Annotated in this window: 13 protein-coding genes and 1 pseudogene; 9 read left to right on the forward strand and 5 right to left on the reverse strand. The window is 60.3% G+C overall.

Going from position 1 to position 18707, the window contains the following annotated elements; genetic code table 11:
* Window positions 1-205 precede the first annotated feature (205 nt).
* From PspR84_RS03940 to PspR84_RS03970, 7 genes are all read left to right on the forward strand, one after another.
* Window positions 206-1801, forward strand: a complete 1596-nt coding sequence (locus PspR84_RS03940) for an FAD-linked oxidase C-terminal domain-containing protein (RefSeq protein WP_160055633.1) — start codon at window positions 206-208, stop codon at window positions 1799-1801.
* 5 nt (window positions 1802-1806) lie between these two features.
* Entirely contained in the window at window positions 1807-3402 is a 1596-nt protein-coding gene (locus PspR84_RS03945) for a glycerol-3-phosphate dehydrogenase/oxidase (RefSeq protein WP_160055635.1), read from the forward strand.
* A gap of 20 nt (window positions 3403-3422) precedes the next feature.
* A complete protein-coding gene (locus PspR84_RS03950) occupies window positions 3423-4991 on the forward strand; it encodes an FGGY-family carbohydrate kinase (RefSeq protein ID WP_160055637.1) in 1569 nt (522 codons plus the stop codon).
* 241 nt (window positions 4992-5232) lie between these two features.
* The gene (locus PspR84_RS03955) at window positions 5233-6522 is read left to right on the forward strand and encodes a phospholipase (RefSeq protein ID WP_160055639.1); all 1290 of its coding nucleotides are present in this window, start codon (window positions 5233-5235) and stop codon (window positions 6520-6522) included.
* A 47-nt stretch (window positions 6523-6569) separates the two neighbouring features.
* A complete protein-coding gene (locus PspR84_RS03960) occupies window positions 6570-8528 on the forward strand; it encodes a DUF1302 domain-containing protein (RefSeq protein ID WP_160055641.1) in 1959 nt (652 codons plus the stop codon).
* A 163-nt stretch (window positions 8529-8691) separates the two neighbouring features.
* Window positions 8692-10065 carry a DUF1329 domain-containing protein gene (locus PspR84_RS03965; RefSeq protein WP_160055643.1) on the forward strand — a complete coding sequence of 458 codons (1374 nt, stop codon included), beginning with the start codon at window positions 8692-8694 and terminating at the stop codon, window positions 10063-10065.
* 107 nt (window positions 10066-10172) lie between these two features.
* Window positions 10173-10385 carry a plasmid stabilization protein gene (locus PspR84_RS03970; protein WP_026000704.1) on the forward strand — a complete coding sequence of 71 codons (213 nt, stop codon included), beginning with the start codon at window positions 10173-10175 and terminating at the stop codon, window positions 10383-10385.
* A gap of 179 nt (window positions 10386-10564) precedes the next feature.
* On the opposite strand, the gene PspR84_RS03975 is transcribed toward PspR84_RS03970, so the two are convergent.
* A complete protein-coding gene (locus PspR84_RS03975; protein ID WP_160055645.1) occupies window positions 10565-12484 on the reverse strand; it encodes a methyl-accepting chemotaxis protein in 1920 nt (639 codons plus the stop codon).
* A 254-nt stretch (window positions 12485-12738) separates the two neighbouring features.
* Here PspR84_RS03975 and PspR84_RS03980 point away from each other — a divergent pair, with 254 nt between their 5' ends.
* Together PspR84_RS03980 and PspR84_RS03985 are read left to right on the forward strand one after the other, a co-directional pair.
* Complete coding sequence (locus PspR84_RS03980) at window positions 12739-13410, forward strand: histidine phosphatase family protein (protein ID WP_174244429.1); 672 nt, start codon at window positions 12739-12741, stop codon at window positions 13408-13410.
* Window positions 13407-14228 carry a phosphatase PAP2 family protein gene (locus PspR84_RS03985; RefSeq protein ID WP_160055650.1) on the forward strand — a complete coding sequence of 274 codons (822 nt, stop codon included), beginning with the start codon at window positions 13407-13409 and terminating at the stop codon, window positions 14226-14228. Before PspR84_RS03980 ends, PspR84_RS03985 begins: the two co-directional genes overlap by 4 nt.
* A 66-nt stretch (window positions 14229-14294) precedes the next feature.
* Here PspR84_RS03985 and PspR84_RS03990 read toward each other — a convergent pair whose 3' ends face one another.
* From PspR84_RS03990 to PspR84_RS04005, 4 genes and pseudogenes are all read right to left on the reverse strand, one after another.
* Entirely contained in the window at window positions 14295-15734 is a 1440-nt protein-coding gene (locus PspR84_RS03990; protein WP_160055652.1) for a glycosyltransferase family 39 protein, read from the reverse strand.
* 67 nt (window positions 15735-15801) lie between these two features.
* Window positions 15802-16389, reverse strand: a pseudogene (rimJ, locus tag PspR84_RS03995) (ribosomal protein S5-alanine N-acetyltransferase).
* A 259-nt stretch (window positions 16390-16648) separates the two neighbouring features.
* Entirely contained in the window at window positions 16649-17020 is a 372-nt protein-coding gene (locus PspR84_RS04000; protein WP_160055654.1) for a hypothetical protein, read from the reverse strand.
* A 176-nt stretch (window positions 17021-17196) separates the two neighbouring features.
* Window positions 17197-18603, reverse strand: coding sequence for a DUF2252 domain-containing protein (locus PspR84_RS04005; RefSeq protein WP_160055656.1), 1407 nt, complete (start codon window positions 18601-18603; stop codon window positions 17197-17199).
* Window positions 18604-18707: the final 104 nt, after the last annotated feature.

The raw sequence follows: 18707 nt of genomic DNA on the forward strand, positions 1-18707 counted from the left end.
ATTCCTTTGATCAACGGCAGCGGAGGCGGACGAATAGCCTGAAAGGTAATTTGAAACCCCGGCTAAAGTAAATGGCTGACGCTTGCGCGACGTTTGACTCAATTGGCTACACGAACTGGCCGGATGCGACCGTGACACTTTGCGGCCGCTGGCTAGTATGGAGGCCTGAAATAACACTGATCTGACGGCAAAAAAGGACACACGCATGCGACGCTGGAACGGCTGGGGAGATGCAACTACGGTGGTCGAACTGCCGGCCCAGGGCGCGGAGTTTCTTCATGAGCGCCTTGGCGAGGGGCGCGCGCTGCCCGATGCTTCGCTTGAAGCGGCATTGGCGCGTGTGCCAACGTCGCGGTTGCAAGCAAACGCCTTATACAGCGTCGATGCCCATGACCGCTTGCTGCATGCGCGGGGCCAGAGCCTGCCGGACTGGCTGGCATTGCGCGAAGGTGCACTGGGCAATTATCCCGATGCGGTGGCGTTTCCCGAAACGGCTGAACATATTCGCCAGTTGCTGGCGCTCGCCCATGAACAGGACTTGTGCCTGATCCCTTATGGCGGCGGTACGTCGGTGGCCGGGCACATCAATCCGCCGGATTCTGCGAGGCCAGTGGTGACAGTATCGATGGCGCGGATGAATCGCCTGATCGATCTCGACGAACAGAGCCTGCTGGCGACGTTCGGTCCCGGTGCGAGTGGGCCGCAGGTGGAAAGTCAGTTGCGTGCGCGGGGCTACACCCTGGGGCATTTCCCGCAGTCTTGGGAGTTGTCGACGCTGGGCGGTTGGGTGGCCAGCCGTTCCAGCGGTCAGCAGTCGTTGCGCTATGGCCGGATAGAGCAGTTATTTGCTGGCGGCACTTTGGAAACGTTCGCCGGGCCGATGCACATTCCAACCTTCCCTGCGTCGGCTGCGGGACCTGATCTGCGCGAAGTGGTGCTCGGTTGCGAGGGCCGTTTCGGGATCATTTCCGAGGTCAAGGTGCGGGTCAGCGCGCTGCCGGCCGATGAGCGTTTCTACGGTGTGTTTCTACCCGATTGGCCGCAGGCACTCAGCGCCATCCGCCAATTAGCCCAGGCGCGCGTGCCGCTGTCGATGCTGCGCCTGTCCAACGCCGTGGAAACCGAAACGCAACTGGCACTGGCCGGTCATCCACAGCAAATCGCCTGGCTGGAAAAGTACCTGAATCTGCGTGGAGCGGGTGCGGGAAAATGCCTGCTGACTTTCGGCGTAACCGGCAATCGTCGGCAAAACGCGCTTTCGCTGAAACAGGCGCGACAACACCTCAAGGCCTACGGCGGCGTATTCACCGGCACCTTGCTCGGCAAGAAATGGGCGCAGAACCGCTTCCGTTTCCCTTACCTGCGCGAGAACCTATGGAACGCCGGTTACGTGGTCGACACCCTCGAAACCGCCACCGACTGGAGTAACGTCGACAACCTGCTCAACCTTATCGAAAACAGCCTGCGCGATGCCCTGGCCGCCGAAGGCGAGCGCGTGCATGTATTCACCCACTTGTCCCACGTCTACGGCGAAGGTTCGAGCATCTACACCACTTATGTGTTTCGCCCGGCGGCGGATTACCCGGCGACGCTGGCGCGCTGGAAAGCACTCAAACACGCAGCCAGCCAGACCATCGTCGATAACCACGGCACCATCAGCCATCAGCACGGCGTCGGCAAGGATCACGTGCCGTACCTGTTGCGTGAGAAGGGTGCGTTGGCGATGGACACCTTGCAGGCACTGAGCAAACATTTCGATCCGGCCGGGCGCCTCAACCCCGGCACGCTGCTGCCGGAATGACGGCCATGAGTCAGGATTGGAACGCCGCGTGGCGCCAGCAGATTCTGCCGACGCTGGCCGAGGAAAGCTGGGATCTGATCGTCATCGGCGGCGGTATCAGCGGCGCCGGCATCCTGCGGGAAGCCGCGCGTCGAGGTTGGCGTTGCCTGCTGCTGGAGCAGCGCGATTTTGCCTGGGGCACCTCCAGCCGTTCTTCGAAAATGGTTCATGGCGGCTTGCGTTACATCGCCAAAGGCCAGTGGCGCCTTACCCGTGATTCGGTGCGCGAACGTCAGCGCTTGCTCGACGAAGCGCCGGGGCTGGTCGAGCCGATGAGTTTCATGATGCCGCACTATCGCGGCGGCTTTCCCGGGCCTCGGGTGTTGGGTGGCTTGCTGAGCGTTTACGACGCCTTGGCGGGGCGGCGCAGCCATCGTTTTCATGATGCGCAGCAGCTGCGTTATCTGGCGCCGGGGGTGAAGGAAAACGACTTGCTCGGTGGCACCAGTTTTGTCGATGCGCTGACCGACGATGCAAGGCTGGTGATGCGCGTGTTGAGCGAGGCGCGAGCGGATGGCGCGGTCGTGGTCAATGGCGTTCGCGTCGAGCATTTGCTGCGAGAAAACGGGCGAGTGTGCGGCGTTCAGATCGAAGACTGCGAGGCGGGCGCGACCCTGCAGTTGCGCTGCGGCGTACTTGCTGTGGCCACCGGCGCATGGGCCGAGCGCTTGCGGCCGATGGAGGCACCACGGCAATTACGGCCGTTACGCGGCAGTCATTTATTGCTGCCGGGTTGGCGTTTGCCGGTGGCGCAGGCGTTCACGTTTCTGCATGAGCGTGATCGGCGACCGGTGTTTGTTTTCCCTTGGGAGGGCGCCACGGTGGTGGGCACCACGGACCTTGATCACCGTGAGGATCTGGATCAGAGCGCGAGCATCTCTAACGAAGAGCTCGACTACCTGCTGGCCGCCTGCACGCAACAATTTCCCGGCGCGCAAGTGAGTGCTTCGGATGTGCTGTCGACATGGTCCGGCGTGCGTCCGGTGGTCGGCAGTGCAGCGGGTAATCATCAAGACAAACCCTCGAACGAAACCCGTGAACATGTGCTGTGGCAGGAGCCCGGTTGCGTGACCCTGGCCGGCGGCAAGCTGACCACGTTTCGTCCACAAGCCATCGAAGTGCTAAAGGCCTGCGCGGCCATGCTCGAACGTCCGTTGGTCGATGACGCCGCGCCGGTGTTTGCCGCTGTCCCTGCGCTGGCGATTCCAGAGTTGAGCAGCCATCAATGGCGACGTCTCGCCGGGCGACATGGGCGCGACTTGCCAAGGCTGGCGCAACTGCTCAGGGAGATCGGCCATGACACGGTCGGCGCTACAGATACGCTGTGGGCCGAACTGGCTTTCGCCTGTGAGTCGGAAATGGTTCTGCACCTCGACGATCTGCTCCTGCGCCGCACGCGTATCGGTCTGCTGTTGCAGCGCGGTGGCGAAGCGTATTTTGCTGCCATCCGCCATCTCTGCCAGCCGCGACTGGCCTGGAGCGACGAACACTGGCAGCAGGAAGAACAGCGTTATCAGGCGTTGTGGCAACGCCATCACGGTTTGCCGGATGCCACGCCTTGATGCCCCCAGAAGAGAGCTCCATGGATAACCACCCGAACAAGCGTTACCTGCTGGCCATCGACAACGGCACCCAGAGCGTGCGTGCGCTGCTCTTCGATTTGCAGGGCAATCTGCTTGGCAAAGGCAAGGTTGAATTGCAGGCGTATTACTCGACGCAACCGGGCTGGGCCGAGCAGGATCCTGAGTATTACTGGGCGAAACTCGGCGAGGCGTGTCAGCAGGTCTGGCAGCAAACGGGGATTGATCGCTCGCAGATTGCCGGCGTTTCCCTGACCACGCAGCGCGGCACGGTAATCAATGTTGATGCCGAGGGTAAACCGTTGCGCCCGGCGATTCTCTGGCTTGATCAACGCCAGAGCGAAGTCGAAGGCGGGATCAAAGGGCCGTGGGGCTGGCTGTTCAAACTGGTCGGCGCCCAGGCGACTGTGGATTATTTTCGTGCTCAGGCTGAGGCGAACTGGATCGCTCAGCATCAGCAGGAAGTCTGGGCGGCAACAGACAAGTTTTTGCTGCTGTCCGGTTTTCTCACCCATCGCCTGTGCGGGCGTTTTGTCGACTCCGTAGGCTGCTGCGTCGGCTATCTGCCGTTCGACTTCAAACGGCTGAAATGGGCCGCGCCGAGTGACTGGAAATGGCAGGCGCTGGCGGTGCGCCCCGAGCAATTGCCGAGCCTGCACAAACCCGGTGAAACCCTTGGCTACATCACCGCTGAAGCCGCTCGCCACACCGGTATTCCCGAAGGCTTGCCGCTGATCGCTGCCGGCGCCGACAAGGCTTGCGAAGTGGTCGGTTCTGGCGTGGTCGATGCGAGCACGGTGTGCCTGTCCTACGGCACCACAGCGACGATCACCAGCACCCGCTCGCGCTATCTGGAAATTGTCCCGTTGATCCCGCCGTACCCGTCTGCGGTGCCCGATCAGTACAACTGCGAGGTGATGATTTATCGCGGTTACTGGATGGTCAGTTGGTTCAAGAACGAGTTCGGTTTGCGCGAGATGCAGCAGGCCAAAGAGCAGGGTATCGAGCCTGAGCAGTTGTTCGATGCACTGGTTGAGGCGGTGCCGCCGGGGTCGATGGGCCTGATGTTGCAACCGTACTGGTCGCCGGGGATTCGCGAGCCGGGTGTCGAGGCGAAAGGCGCGATGATCGGCTTCGGCGATGTGCACACCCGTGCGCATATTTACCGGGCGATTCTTGAGGGACTGGCGTATGCGTTGCGTCAGGGCATGGAGAACATCGAGCGGCGTTCGAAGGTCTCGATCAAGCGGTTGCGCGTGGCCGGTGGCGGCTCGCAGAGTGATGCGGCGATGCAGCTCACGGCGAATATTTTCGGCCTGCCGGCGGAGCGTCCGCATGTGTATGAGGCGTCCGGTCTGGGCGCGGCGATTTGTTGTGCGGTGGGGTTGGGATTGCATGCGGATTTTCCCACGGCGATTGCGGCGATGACGCGGGTGGGTGCGGTTTTCACCCCACAGCCCGATGCGCAAAAAATCTACGAGCAGCTGTACAAAGAGGTCTATCTGCGCATGTATCGGCAACTCAAACCGCTGTATCAGAGCATCCGCAAAATCACCGGTTACCCCGCCTGAAAGAACACCACCAATCCCCTGTAGGAGTGAGCCTGCTCGCGATAGCGGTGTGTCAGCCAACATCTATTTGACTGACACACCGCTATCGCGAGCAGGCTCACTCCTACAGGGGGCGGTGGTGTTTTTGATATCGGGTAATTGGCGCCATCGGAGACTTTTTCTGGTGAGATCGGACAGTGTCAGCGGCGGGGTCGGTTGTTAGGCTCATCCCCCACGGCACTTCCAATAAGAACGAAAAGCAATGAAGCTGACTTTCCTCCTGTTGCTGCTCTGTGCAACAGCCCCAAGCGCCTGGGGCTGGTCGAACCATACAGTAGGCAGCTATCTGGCGTTGCAGGATCTGCCGGCGTTGCGCGATGCGCCAGCGGTCGAAGTCGAGCCACTGGAGCGGTTTCTCACCGAACAATATCCGGCCGTGCTGGCGCTGTTCGAGCAACAGGAAAGCTTCGCCCGCGAACACTTCAGTCAATACCCGCCACGCCCCGACAACCTGAAATTGCCTTCGGTGCCGAGTGACAATCCGCGCCACGATTTCTTCACCGCGTTGCGCATCAACCCCCAGATTCACTTGGCAATGGTCATCCAGCCATTGCCCGGCAAAGACCTGCCCGAGCGGGAGCATTTGCAGGCCAATCAGGTCATGGTCGAGCAAACCCTGTCACCGTGGAATCGTCAGCGTTTCATCGTCATTGCCAATCACGAGAAAGTCGCCCCGCTGGCCGTGCTCGCCAGCGCCGCCGACGAGCCGGATTACGGTCACGACATCAATCTGTTCAGCGACAACCCCGGCAACGTCGGCGCGATCTACGGTTTCGGCCCGCAACCGTTCGGCGATGCGCGTTTCCAGTACAGCTCGCAGGCGCCGTTCCACATGGGTTTTTTCCATGAAAGTGCGGTGGTCTACGCGGCCGCCGGTTTCCTCGAGCGCAGTTGGCCGGACTGGCGCGCGTATCAATACATGGGCCTGGCGCGATTGGCGTTTGCCAGTGGTCATCCGTATTGGGGTTATCGCTTTCTTGGCTGGGGCCTGCACCACATTCAGGACCTGACCCAGCCTTATCACGCCAAGCCGTTGCCGGGCGTCGACCTCGCCAGTCTTTTGCTGCTGGAAGGCAAGGCCATCGCCGGTTTCGCTGAGGATAAACAAGCCTCCATCGAGCGCGTCGCCACCCGGCACATGGAAGTGGAGAAGTACCAATCCACTTGGCTGCGCCGCGTGCTGCGCGCCGGTCAGCCGCATCCGATGCTCGCGGCTTACGCCGATGTGGCTCAGGACAAAAGCTACCCGCCGTACTCGGTCGACTACCTGCGCGAAGTGGTCAGCGCCGAGTCCGTCAACGACTCCGCAGTCTTCGACGAGGCCATCGGGCAGTGGCTGGAAACGGCGCCCGTCAGCAGTGATTTCAGCAGCGGCAATCAACTGCAACGAGAAGACTTCGACCACCCGGCACTCAACCAGCAGCTGTTCAAGTTGCTCGGGCATTTCGGCGCGCACAGCCGGATTTACGTCAGCGCCGGATTGGCGCCGTAGCGCGGCAACGCACACCAAAACAATAAAAAACAGGGAAGGAGGAACAGATGATCAACACTCGATTGCGCCTGACGGGCGCGGCGCTCCCCGGAGTCGGCCTGGCCGGGTTGCTGCAACTGTGCGCAGTCGATGCGGCGCACGCGGTGGAGTTCAGCTTCATGGACAAACAGGTCACTGGCTCCCTCGACACGACCTTGTCTTACGGTCGTTTGTGGCGGGTGCAGAGCCGCGACAAGACTAACGATGACGTCAACACCAACGACGGCAATCGCAACTTCGACACCGGGCTGGTTTCCGAGGTGTACAAGATCACCTCCGAGCTTGAAGCCAACTATCAGAATTACGGTTTGTTTGTGCGCGGCACCGCGTTTTACGACACGCAACTGATGGACAAGCGCAACGACTACTACGACAACAACAGCCCCTCGCAACCGAGCCAGAGCTACCCGCAGGATAACCATTTCACCAGCCAGACCCGCGACATCGCCGGCAGCCGCATCGAGATGCTCGATGCCTATGTGCATGGCAGTTGGGACGTCTTGCAGATGCCAGTGACGGCGCGCGTCGGTCGTCAGGTGTTCAACTGGGGCGAGGGGATTTTCTATCGCGGCGGGATCAACACCACCAACCCGGTGGACGCTGCCAAGTACCGTTTGCCCGGCGCCGAAGTGAAGGAAGTGTTGGTGCCAGTGGAGGCGCTGAGCTTCAACGTCGGCCTGACCGATTCGCTGACCATGGAGAGTTTCTACCAGACCAACTGGAAGGAAACCCGCATCGACCCGGTCGGCACCTTCTACTCGCAGACCGACCTGTTCGCCGACGGCGGCAACACCGGTTACAACAACTTCAGCGGCACCGCGCTTGATACGCCAGTGCCTGGGTTTGGCAACGTCATCGGTTTGTACAGCGCACTGGGCAACAACCCATTGCTGAACTCCGCCCTGCAAACCACTGGTCTGTACGCTAACGGCGTGACGCCGGCCTATGGCAGCACGCTGAAAGTGGCGAGCATCGGCAAGGACTACAACGCACGCAACGATGGCCAGTTCGGTTTTGCCTTTCGCTATATCGCCGAACAGCTCAACAGCACCGAGTTCGGTTTGTACATGGTCAACTACCACGCCAAGGAGCCAACCATCGCGGCGGACCTGGGCGGCTACAAAGGCATCGACATGGACGCGCTGACCAACCTGTTGTCCGGCGTTGCGGGCAGTCAGGCCGGGGCGCTGGCCAATGGTCTGGCCACGGCTGATGTGATGGGCAATATCCAGGCGCATCGGCGTTATGCCGAAGACATCCGCATGTACGGCTTTAGCTTCAACACTACGCTGGGCGAGGCCTCGGTGTTCGGTGAAATTGCTTACCGGCCGAATCTGCCGATCGGCGTTGCGGCCACTAACGATTTGATTGGCGATCTGGCCAACGGTGCAGCTGTGGCGGTGACGGGTCGGTCGATCAACGTCGGCGGACAGATGGTCAATCTCAACAGCGAGATCAATAACGCCGAACGTGTCGAAGCGTTCAACACCTCGCTGGGGACCATTTACAACTTCGGCCCGACCGCTTCGTTCGACTCGCTGTTCGGCATCTTCGAACTGGCCTCCGAGCACCTGCGCGGCAGCAGCCTGCAATACACCGCGTATGACGGCAGCCGTCGCTTCTACGCCGGCACCGGTAACTATTCCTATGTGTCGGGCGGTGATCGCGACGATCAGGTCAACCGCAATTCCTACAGCTACACGGCGATGCTCAACGGCACCTGGAACGACGTGTACGCCGGGGTCAACGTCTCGCCTTACATCGTTTACAAGGACGATTTCGAGGGCAACAGCTACCAGGCCGGCAACACCATCGAAGGTCGCAAGGCCTACACGCTGGGGATCAAGGCCAACTACCAGAACAAGCTCGAAGCCGAACTGCAATACACCGAGTTCTACGGCGGCGGGCAGAACAACGGCATCCGCGACCGCGATAACGTCGGGTTCAACCTCAAGTATTTCCTTTGATATCCAGAACACAGGCGCACCCCCTGTAGGAGTGAGCCTGCTCGCGATAGCGGATTTTCAGTCGCTGTAGATGTTGTCTGACACACCGCTATCGCGAGCAGGCTCACTCCTACAGGGGATCTACGGTGATTTGCAGACCTCACTCCCGTTTCGGAGATCGATTATGTTTCACACTTCAAGATTGACCAAAGCTTCGCTAGGGCTTGTGTTGGGCCTGGCTGCCAGCGCCGCTCTGGCCGCCATCACCCCAAAACAAGCCGAACAACTGAAAACCACCCTGACCCCCATGGGCGCCGAGCGCGCGGGCAACGCTGCCGGCACGATTCCCTCCTGGACCGGCGGCATCACCCAGGCGCCCGCCGGCTACAAACCCGGTCAGCATCACCCCGATCCATACGCGGCGGACAAACCGCTGTTCACCATCACCAAAGCCAATCTCGACCAATACAAAGCCCACCTCAGCCCCGGCCAGATCGCCCTGTTCAACAGCTACCCCGACACCTTCCAGATGCCGATCTACCCATCCCGCCGCTCCGGCTCAGCGCCGCAATGGCTGTACGACAACACCCTGAAAAACGCCACCTCGGCCAAATTGCTCGAAGGCGGCAGCGGCTTCTCCGATGCTTACGGCGGCGTGCCATTCCCGGTGCCCAAGGACGGCGTTGAAGTGTTGTGGAACCACATCACCCGCTATCGCGGCATCTACGTCGTGCGCCGCGCCTCCGAAGCGCCAGTGCAACGCAATGGCAGCTTCGCGCTGGTGACCTCGCAGCAGGAAGCGCTGTTCAACTACTACCGCCCGAACGGCCAGTTCGCCGACCTGAAAAACATCCTGTTCTACTACCTCGCCTTCGTGAAAAGCCCGGCGCGACTGGCCGGCGGTGCCGCCCTCGTGCACGAAACCCTCGATCAGCTCAAGGACGCACGCCAGGCCTGGATCTACGACGCCGGCCAACGCCGCGTGCGTCGCGCGCCGAACCTCGCCTACGACACGCCGATCGCATCCTCCGATGGACTGCGCACTGCCGACGACACCGATCTGTTCAACGGCTCGCCTGATCGCTACGAGTGGAAGCTCAAGGGCAAACAGGAAATCTACATCCCCTACAACAACTACAAAGTCGCCAGCCCCGACGTGAAATACGCGCAGTTGCTCACCCCCGGCCACCTCAACCCGCAATACACCCGCTACGAACTGCACCGGGTTTGGGTGGTGGAAGGCAACCTGAAACCGGGCTCGCGGCACATCTATTCCAAGCGTGTGCTGTTTCTCGATGAAGACAGCTGGGGCGCGGCACTGGTCGATCAATACGACGGGCGAGGGGAGTTGTGGCGGGTGTCGATGGCCTACCTGAAAAACTTCTATGACCTGCCGACGACGTGGAGTGCGCTGGATGTTTTCCATGATTTGCAGGCGCGTCGTTACTACGTGCAGAACCTTGATAACGAAGAGGCGGAGACTGTCGATTTCGCACAACCGGTGCCGGAGGATGCGTACTTCATGCCGTCGGCGTTGCGGCAGCGTGGCACTCGGTGAGATAGCAGACCTGTCTATGCTTTTCTGGCGTTACAACCTGAAACCGTCGCAGCAAAAGCTTCATGGTAGCCTCCGCTGCTGCGATTTCAGTAATGACGGAGAGCATTGTGGCAAGTTTGATCATCGACAATCTTGACCCTCAGCTCTATGAAGCGCTGAGGGTAGCGGCCGACCTCAATGGTCGATCGATGGAAGAGCAAGCGTGTCTGATTTTGAAGAATGCTCTGGAACAGACTCAATCCACTGGCGGCTTGGGGAGTCGGATCCAAGAGCGCTTTAGAAGCGTTGGCGGAGTTGAGCTGGATTTGCCTTCGCGTTGAAAGCGGGGCACGCAGTTTCACGGTATGACCACGCATCAGTAGGGCAAGCCATAACGCAATCGCGAGCAGGCTCACTCCTACAGGGGAATTGGCGTCGCCCACATAATCTGTGATCGACGCGTTACCTGTAGGCCTTCGCCTGCTCGCGATTCGGTTGTAGCTTCAGCGCGAAATCAGGATCAAACGCGGAAGTGGCTGACCATCTGCTGCAACTGCCCACCCAGACGCGCCAGTTCAACACTCGACGCTGCCGTCTCATCACTCGCCGCTGCGGTCTGTTCCGACACGTCGCGTACGTTGATGATGCTGCGGCTGATCTCTTCGGCCACGGCGCTCTGCTGTTCGGCAGCGGCGGCGATCTGCTGGTTCATCGACTGGATGTTCGACACCGTACGGGTGATGTTTTCCAGTGATGCGCCAGCCTTGCGCGTCAGCGCTACGCTGCTGTCGGTCAGCGCGCGGCTGTTGCTCATCACGGCCGAGACTTGCTGGGTGCCGTTCTGCAGACCGGCGACCAGGCCTTCGATTTCTTCGGTGGATTTCTGCGTGCGTTGGGCCAGACCACGAACTTCATCGGCGACCACGGCAAATCCACGACCGGCTTCACCGGCACGCGCGGCTTCGATCGCAGCGTTGAGGGCCAGCAGGTTGGTCTGTTCGGCCACGGCCTTGATCACGTCCATGACGCTGCCGATCTTGTCGCTTTCCTGTTGCAGCACGCTCATGGCTTCGGTGGAACGCACCACTTCGCTGGCCAGACGCTCGATCTGCGCGATGGCTTCGTTGACCACTTTGTCGCCTTCGCGGGCTTCGCCGTCAGCGGCGGCAGCCGCTTGCGAGGCTTCTTCGGCGTTGCGCGCAACTTCCTGCACGGTGGCAGTCATCTCGTGCATGGCGGTGGCGACCTGATCGGTCTCGACCTTCTGGCTGTTCACGCCGGCGCTGGTCTGCTCGGTCACGGCCGAGAGTTCTTCGGCAGCGCTGGCGATCTGGGTGACGCCGTCGCGGATGCCGCTGATCAAATCGCGCAGGGTCACACCCATGCGCGCGATGCCTTGTTGCAGGACGCCGAGTTCGTCGCGGCGGGTGACGGTGACGTTCTGGGTCAGGTCGCCGCTGGCGATGCGCTCGACCACGGCCAGAGTTTCTTGCAGCGGACGGGTGATCTGACGGGTGATGATCACCGCAGCAATCACGCCAACCAGCAGGGCGAGCAGGGTGCTGATCAACTGGAAGGTGCGCGCCTGAGCGCTTTCAGCGTCACGGCGATCGAGTTGGATCTGATACAGCTGTTCGCTCAGGGCGACGATGGTGGTGCCCTGGTCGGTCATTTCCTTACGCGCCTGCACGGCATCGGTGTTGGCGTTTTTGTACGCCATCAACGCGCTGCGATAGTTGACCAGTGCGGTTTCGAGCTGACGCAGTGCGTCTTGCTGCGAGTCGGCGAAATGCACGTTCAGTTGCTTGAGGCTGGCGATCGCGGCGTCAATCTGGCCGACGGCTTTCTGCTCGGTTTCGGCATTGGTGGCGGCGGTGTAGCCGCGCACTTCGTAGCGCGCGAGGATGAACGCTTCCTTGGCCGCGGTGATCGCCTGGAACTGTTCGAAGCGCTGTTCGCTCATGTCCATCTGCTGCACGCGTTTGCTGATCGATTCGATCTGGTTGTACGCGGTCTCGGCACTCACGCTCATGCTGTCGCGGGCACTGTTGCCGGTGCGATAGGCGTTGCGCATTTTGTTCAGCGACGTCTGGTATTCAGCGATGGTCGCGGCCTGCTCCTTGAGCAGTTTGACGTTTTCCGGGCTCTTGAAGCTGTTGATCAGCTTCTGTTGTTGCGCGGCGAAGCTTTCAAGGGTGGTCTGCACATTCTGTGCGGCGGTTTCATCGCCATTGGTCAGCATGTATTGCAGGCGCACCACGCGCAGTTTGGTCAGACCGGCATTGAGCTGGGTGATGTCGCTCATCCAGTTGCTGCGGTCGATCAGGCCACCGAGGCTGGTCCAGCCTGTCAGGGCCAGCACGCAGGTCAGGGCCAGCACGAGGCCGAAGCCCAGGCCCAGTTTCATGTTCACGCTGATGTTGCCGAACCAGCTATTCATCAAAAATCCTCCAGAAACGTTGGGTTTCTTGTCGTCGGTTAGGCTGGAAGATTGTTGTTTTTTTAGAGCCAGCAAGGGTGTTAGCAGGTTTGTATCGGCCGCATTTCCCAGAGCTGAAAGGATTTTGTCCTACGAAATTTGTAACATCGGATCCCAAGACTTTTTTCACATGGGTTTCACTGGCTGCCCACGCGCGCCTCTGTACCTTCGCCGCATCGAATGAACCCGTGATGCACAGTGGCGAGGCGGTTTTTGTGGAATTGAGACTGAGTCTGTTCGGCGTCAAACGCTCGATCGATCTGAGCTTTTTGGCGCGTTTTCGCAACACTTGGGTGGTGTTGGCGGCATCGGTATTGGTGATCCCGCTGACCCTGTGGTTGCTGGCGCCGGCGGCGGTGCCGGATCTGGCCCACGGCAATGTCGCCGGTGCGCAGGCGCTGACAGCCGGTTGGGCCAAGGGCGAGATGATCGTGCTGGTGCGTCACGTCGAGCGTTGCGATCACTCCAGAGCGGCATGCCTGAGTGGCAACGACGGCATCACCGATCGCTCGCGCAGTGTCGCGGTGGCGGTCGGTGCAAGGTTCGAACAACTGGGCCTGAACAACGCCGACATCTATAACAGCCCGTCGATGCGCACGGTGCAGACGGCCGGTTACATGTTCAACCATGCCGCCAGCGGTGACGACTGGCTGATCAACTGCCGGGGCCGCATGTTGCAGGACGCGTTGGCCCATAAGGTTCCCGGTCGCAATCTGGTCCTGGTGACCCACAGCGAATGCATGGCGCAAATCGAGAAAGACCTCAAAGTGCCAGCCTCGGACATGGGTTATGGCTCGTCATTGTTTGTTTCCGCTGCCAGTCCGGCGGCTCCCAAGATGCTCGGCTTTATTGAAGCCTCCGACTGGCGCACGGTGACCACCCGATGAAATCCCGTTTCTACGCTTACAATTTTGGTATTCCGCTCGCCTGTGCGGCGCTGGTGTTCCTGATGTTCGACATGACCAGAATCGACATCGCCTTCAGCAACCTGTTGTTCGATCCGCTGACGCAGTCCTTCCCGCTCGACAAAATCCACTTCTTTGAAAAGCTCACGCATAAATGGGCGCGGATCATTCCCAACTGGACGGCGGAAATCGCTCTGATCGGCGCGCTGCTATCGGTGGTCTGGCCGTTGGTCAATCCGCACAAACGTCCGCGACTCGGTGCAATGCTGGAGCGCAGCAAAGTCGCGCCGGTGCTGCGATTTGCCGCTGATCACCGTAGGGATTTTCTGTTTGTGGTGGTCGCATTTGCGGTTTGCACCGGGGTGATCCACTTCCTCAAATCCCACACCAGCGTTTACTGCCCGATCGAGACCACACTGTACGGCGGAAAAATGGCCCACATTGAGTGGTACAGCAACTTTCAACTGTTCCACGAAGCCGGGAGTGGCCGTTGCTGGCCGGGTGGTCATGCGTCGGGTGGCTTCACCATGCTGGCGCTGTATTTCGTGGCGCGGCGCTATCAATGGCGTTTTTCCAGTGCAATCTTGTGGGGCTCGCTGCTGCTTGGGTTCATTTACGGCACTACTCGCGTCCTGCAGGGCTGGCACTACATGTCCCACACCTTCTGGGCCGGAATCTTCGTGTGGCTGGCGTGTTTGCTGACAGCGCTGGCCTTCTACGGACGGGCGCGGCTGGATGTGCCGGTGCTGAGCAAGCGCACACAGAAAGCGTTCAGTACTCAGCCTGAGATTTCTCTCTGAACCCGTTCGGATGAAATGAAAAACCCGCCAATCACCGGCGGGTTTTTTTATGTGGCTGCGCAGGCCTCAATAGCCGACGAAGTAATACGCCTGACGCCCGACCATCATGGTCTTGAGTACTTTCAGTGGCGGCGTGGGTTCACTGTCACCAGCCATCACCACGACATGCGAGGGCGAGGCCGTGAGGAAATCTCGCAACTGCGCTTCGGTATCCAGCCCTTTGAGTACTTGCTGGGTATAGAAGACCGTCGCGCCACCGACCCGCTCGTTGGCCTGAAACAGTGCGACCTGATGTCCGGCGGTTTGCAGCGTCTGAATCTCTGCACTCAATGGCAGGAACGAAAGTTTTTTGTCGGCGTGGGGCAGTGCCCATTGCGCGGCGGCGAGATAACTGCCGATCACCAGCGTGAGCACAGTCACTGCCAATGTCTGACGGTGACGGGCGATTCGGCCTATGAACTGATTGGCGGATTCGTACAGCTTCAATCGTTCGAACAACACGCCTGCATATTCTGCCGCGATCACCGCTGCGGCTGGCGTCATCGACATCAGGTACACCGTGCGCTTGCTCGACGCCAACGTCAGCATCACGAACTGCGCAACGATCCACAGGCTGAAAAACAGCAAGTAGCGGTTGGCCTTCAATTGTTTGCGGAAATGCCAGAGCCCCAGGTACACCAGAATGTTCCACGGCAGGAAGGCTTCCGGCAGTTTGGCGAGGTAGTAATAGAACGGTTCATAGTGCCCGGCCTCGACGAACGAACCGCTGAAGCGCCCGACACTGTTGGTCAGCAGCACCTCTTTGACGGCCTGCGCGCCGCCGTGCTGGAAGAGGATGACGAGCCAGATCAGCAGCGGAATCAAACCGAGCAGGGTCAGGAAACCCGGTCGCAGCCAGTCAGCGATTTTCAGTCGTTTGTCCATCAGGTTGTCGGCCAGCAGATAGGCGAAAATCACCACGCCCGGCATGGCCAGCCCCAGCACACCCTTGCTCAATGTAGCGATGGCGATCCCAACGACAAACAACAGCGAGTTGCCCGCGGTCGACGCCCGTTGCGCCTGGAAAAAGGCCAGCAGCGCGGTGGTCACGCCGAGGGCGAGCAACGCGTCCTCACCGACCCCGCGCACGTTGCTCCAGTAACTGGCCATGGTCGCGAGCAGAATGCCTGCGGTCCAGGCAATCATTTTCGGCCGTTCAAAGCGGCGCAACATGCCGTACAGCAGCATCACACTGAGCAGCCCGGCCACCGCCGACGCCAGTCGCACGGCCCACGGTGAAACGCCGAACACACGCATGGCGCCAGCATCCAGCCACAGGCTCAGCGGTGGTTTTTCCAGAAACGGTTCGCCGAACAGGCGAGGCGTCACCCAATCGTTATCAAGGTGCATCTCCATGGCGATCCCGGCGACGCGGGCCTCGGTGGAGCCTTGCAATTGGTGGCCGCCCAAGCCGAAGAAAAACAGCAGGGCGGCAAGCAGAAACAGCGAAGTGGCGGCACGCGACATGGCTTTCAGGCAACCGGAAGGGGCGGGAGCCTGAGCATACGGCGGCAATCCTGAATAAATTGTGAAGCTAGGCCAGTTGTCGTGACCAACGCTTCTCCGGCGTTTCGAACAGCGGATTGACCAGGGCCGTCAGCACATGATCCTGCCAGCGCCCGGCAATGTTCAGATACGCCTTGGCGTAACCCTCGCGTTCGAAGCCCAGACGCTCAAGCAAGCGCTCACTGCGCTCATTGCCGGGAATGTAGTTAGCCATGATCCGATGCAGGTTCTGGATATCGAACATGTAGTCGATGCCAGCCTCCAGCGCTTCATGCATCAAGCCCTGTCCCTGTTGGGCTTCATCAATGTGATAGCCCAGATAACACGCCTGAAAGGCCCCGCGAATAATGCCGCTGAAGTTGCAGGCGCCGATCATTTGCTGGCCGTCCGGGGTCAACAGCGCGAAGTGCATGGCCAGCCCGGCCTCGAATGCGCTGGCCTGTATTTCAAGGCGTCGGCGAATCTGCTCGGTGGAAAAATATTCGGTGGTGCGGATCGGCGACCATGGCGCGAGGTGGCGCCGGTTGCGCTGGTAGAACTCGCTTTCAAGTTAGGCTTGTTCCGGAGACAGTATCGCGAGCGTCAGGCGTTGGCAGGGCAGGGTCAACAGCGGCATCGGATACTCCGGAGTGGCGGATCTTCCGGCAGGTTGGCGCACTCACCTGTGGGAGAGCAAGCCCTCACAGGCTGACGCGGTAAATCCGAGGCAAAAAAAAGCCCGCAGGAGCGCGGGCGAACCGTAGTTTCTTGAATGAGCGAGCGGACTGTACAAGGCTTGGCCGCGCAGCTGCAGTGAAGAAAAATTCATCTCGATGGGCGGCTCGGCGTTGTCCGATGCTCACCCGAGCGACGGTGCGACTCTACAGTTTCACCCGTCAATGGCGGGTTTCAGGCCCGCTGGTTTGCGGTCCCTGCGGGTCAAGATTGTCCCGCGCCCGGCAGACCAGGATCTCGGCCAGTGCGCTCAGTTGCTTCATGGCCACCGCCACATGGCGTTTCGAGCCGTCGAACTCATCGGTAAGGTTTGCGCTGATGGCGACGAGGGAGTCGAGAATCTCGCTGGCGTGGGTGAGCAGGGTCAGTGTGTCGACATCGTCGCGCACCCTGATGAGTTGATTGAGCGGGACGCTACGCCGCCGACGGGTCGCCTCGGCGCGTGCGGTGGTGTTCGACTGAGGTTGGGTGCTGGAAGCGGGCGCGTCGGAAGGTGCCGAGCCAACCAGCGAAAGTTGTGGGGTCTTTTTCATGACGTAGCTCCGTGGAGTGAACATTCACTGCAGTTGCGGCTGCCAAACCGTCCGTTGGATGGCAGTGGTCGTGGAGGGTAACGTCCTGAGGAACTGTCCACCAGTTCACCAAAGTCGACGCGTGTTGCGGGAATTTTCCTAGGACGTTCGGTGTGGGAAGGAGGAGCCGGCCCCACTCAAGGCATATGGTCAGCGGCAAAATCAGCTTCTGACCGGGCGCGCAAACGGCCCTTGCGACAAGCCACCTGGAAGCGCTCGAAGTCGCGTTCGTTTTGTGCGGTGTAACTTTGCGCGTACTTCAGCAGCGCATCCGCCAGCGCATCGCCTTTGCCAATGTAACCGCTGATTTGCGCCGCGAGGCCGGATGCCTTGGCATGTGCCCGGGCGAGGGCTCGGCCGCACACACGTCCATAGGCGGCGAAGGTTTCGGCGTCGAAGGTCTCAAGCTCAGCGGAGATTTTCATGTCGCGCAGTTGCCGCACATAGAAGTGCCGACCGCTGGGACCGGTGGTCCAGCCGAGAAAAAGATCGCTGGCGGCCTGCATCAACCGCTGCCCCTCGACCACTCGTTGGCCTTCGTGGCGCGTGCGCGATTTGACTTTGACGTAATCGGCGAGCACCGAACGTCGCGCTTCCTTGAACTGCAGAAACAACGGAAATTCCTGATCGTCGGTCAACAGCGCCACCAGGCAGCGCGTACCGACACTGCCGACGCCGACCACTTTGAAGGCCATGTCCTGGGCGTGAAAGCGTGATAGCAGCTCGCGACGGTCAGGTTGCAGCGTGTTTCGATAATCACGCATGAACGCATCGTATAGAGGTCGCCAGTCTGACAACCGCAGCCAGTCATCGTCGGCGTCCAGCAGCGTGGTGTTTTTGTGCAGGTGGAAAATTTCCGGCAGGTCATCGCGAATAATCAGACGACCACTGGCATCGCGTTCACTGATTTTAGGCAACAGCTCGGCGTGGGTACGCCGCTCAGACTTTTCGATGGCGCGCTCCACATGTTCGAGGGTACTTTTGCGCGCCTGAGCGAGCAGATCGTTGTAGCTGATGGATTCGTACCAGTTTTCCAGCGAACTCTGTTCGGCGCATTCCAGCAACGTCGTCTGATAGGCGCCGACCATTTCACGGCACACCTGTTCCTCGACCGATTCGCCGTGGCGCAAATCGCGGGCAGCCACCACGAAACTCGCCGCGAGACGCTTCAGATCCCACTCCCACGGCCCGGGATGTGCTTCGTCGAAATCGTTGACGCTGAACAGCAGATTGCGCTCAGGCGTGGCGAAACCGCCGAAATTCATCAGATGGCAGTCACCACAGATGGGCAAGTTCAGGCCCATGTTCGCCGTGCCCGACAAATCGTGCGCCTGCAACAAGGCATTGCCGCGAAAGAACGTGAACGGCGACACCAGCATGCGCCCGTAACGCAGCTCGACCAGCGACGCGACGCGGCCCTGGCTGGAGGCCTTGGTCAACGGAATCGGGTCACGGTTCATTTTGCCGGTGGATGCCTGAGCGCTGCGCGGGCACTTCTTGCGCGCGTCTTTGCCTTGTTGCATGCGATCTTTGAGTGCGGTCATGGGGGCTCGGTCTGGCGTAAGGGCGCTGTGAGTGTAGAAGTGCTTCCGGGGTTTATCCGCTGGCTTGAGTCCGGTGACGTGAACTCTGAGTTTTGCCATGATCA

This window comes from Pseudomonas sp. R84 (genome assembly GCF_009834515.1).
GTDB lineage: Bacteria > Pseudomonadota > Gammaproteobacteria > Pseudomonadales > Pseudomonadaceae > Aquipseudomonas.

Coding starts and splice junctions, on each gene's coding strand:
- PspR84_RS03940 (WP_160055633.1), top strand. CDS start 206: ATGCGACGCTGGAACGGCTGGGGAGATGCAACTACGGTGGTCGAACTG.
- PspR84_RS03945 (WP_160055635.1), top strand. CDS start 1,807: ATGAGTCAGGATTGGAACGCCGCGTGGCGCCAGCAGATTCTGCCGACG.
- PspR84_RS03950 (WP_160055637.1), top strand. CDS start 3,423: ATGGATAACCACCCGAACAAGCGTTACCTGCTGGCCATCGACAACGGC.
- PspR84_RS03955 (WP_160055639.1), top strand. CDS start 5,233: ATGAAGCTGACTTTCCTCCTGTTGCTGCTCTGTGCAACAGCCCCAAGC.
- PspR84_RS03960 (WP_160055641.1), top strand. CDS start 6,570: ATGATCAACACTCGATTGCGCCTGACGGGCGCGGCGCTCCCCGGAGTC.
- PspR84_RS03965 (WP_160055643.1), top strand. CDS start 8,692: ATGTTTCACACTTCAAGATTGACCAAAGCTTCGCTAGGGCTTGTGTTG.
- PspR84_RS03975 (WP_160055645.1), bottom strand. CDS start 12,484: ATGAATAGCTGGTTCGGCAACATCAGCGTGAACATGAAACTGGGCCTG.
- PspR84_RS03985 (WP_160055650.1), top strand. CDS start 13,407: ATGAAATCCCGTTTCTACGCTTACAATTTTGGTATTCCGCTCGCCTGT.
- PspR84_RS03990 (WP_160055652.1), bottom strand. CDS start 15,734: ATGTCGCGTGCCGCCACTTCGCTGTTTCTGCTTGCCGCCCTGCTGTTT.
- PspR84_RS04000 (WP_160055654.1), bottom strand. CDS start 17,020: ATGAAAAAGACCCCACAACTTTCGCTGGTTGGCTCGGCACCTTCCGAC.
- PspR84_RS04005 (WP_160055656.1), bottom strand. CDS start 18,603: ATGACCGCACTCAAAGATCGCATGCAACAAGGCAAAGACGCGCGCAAG.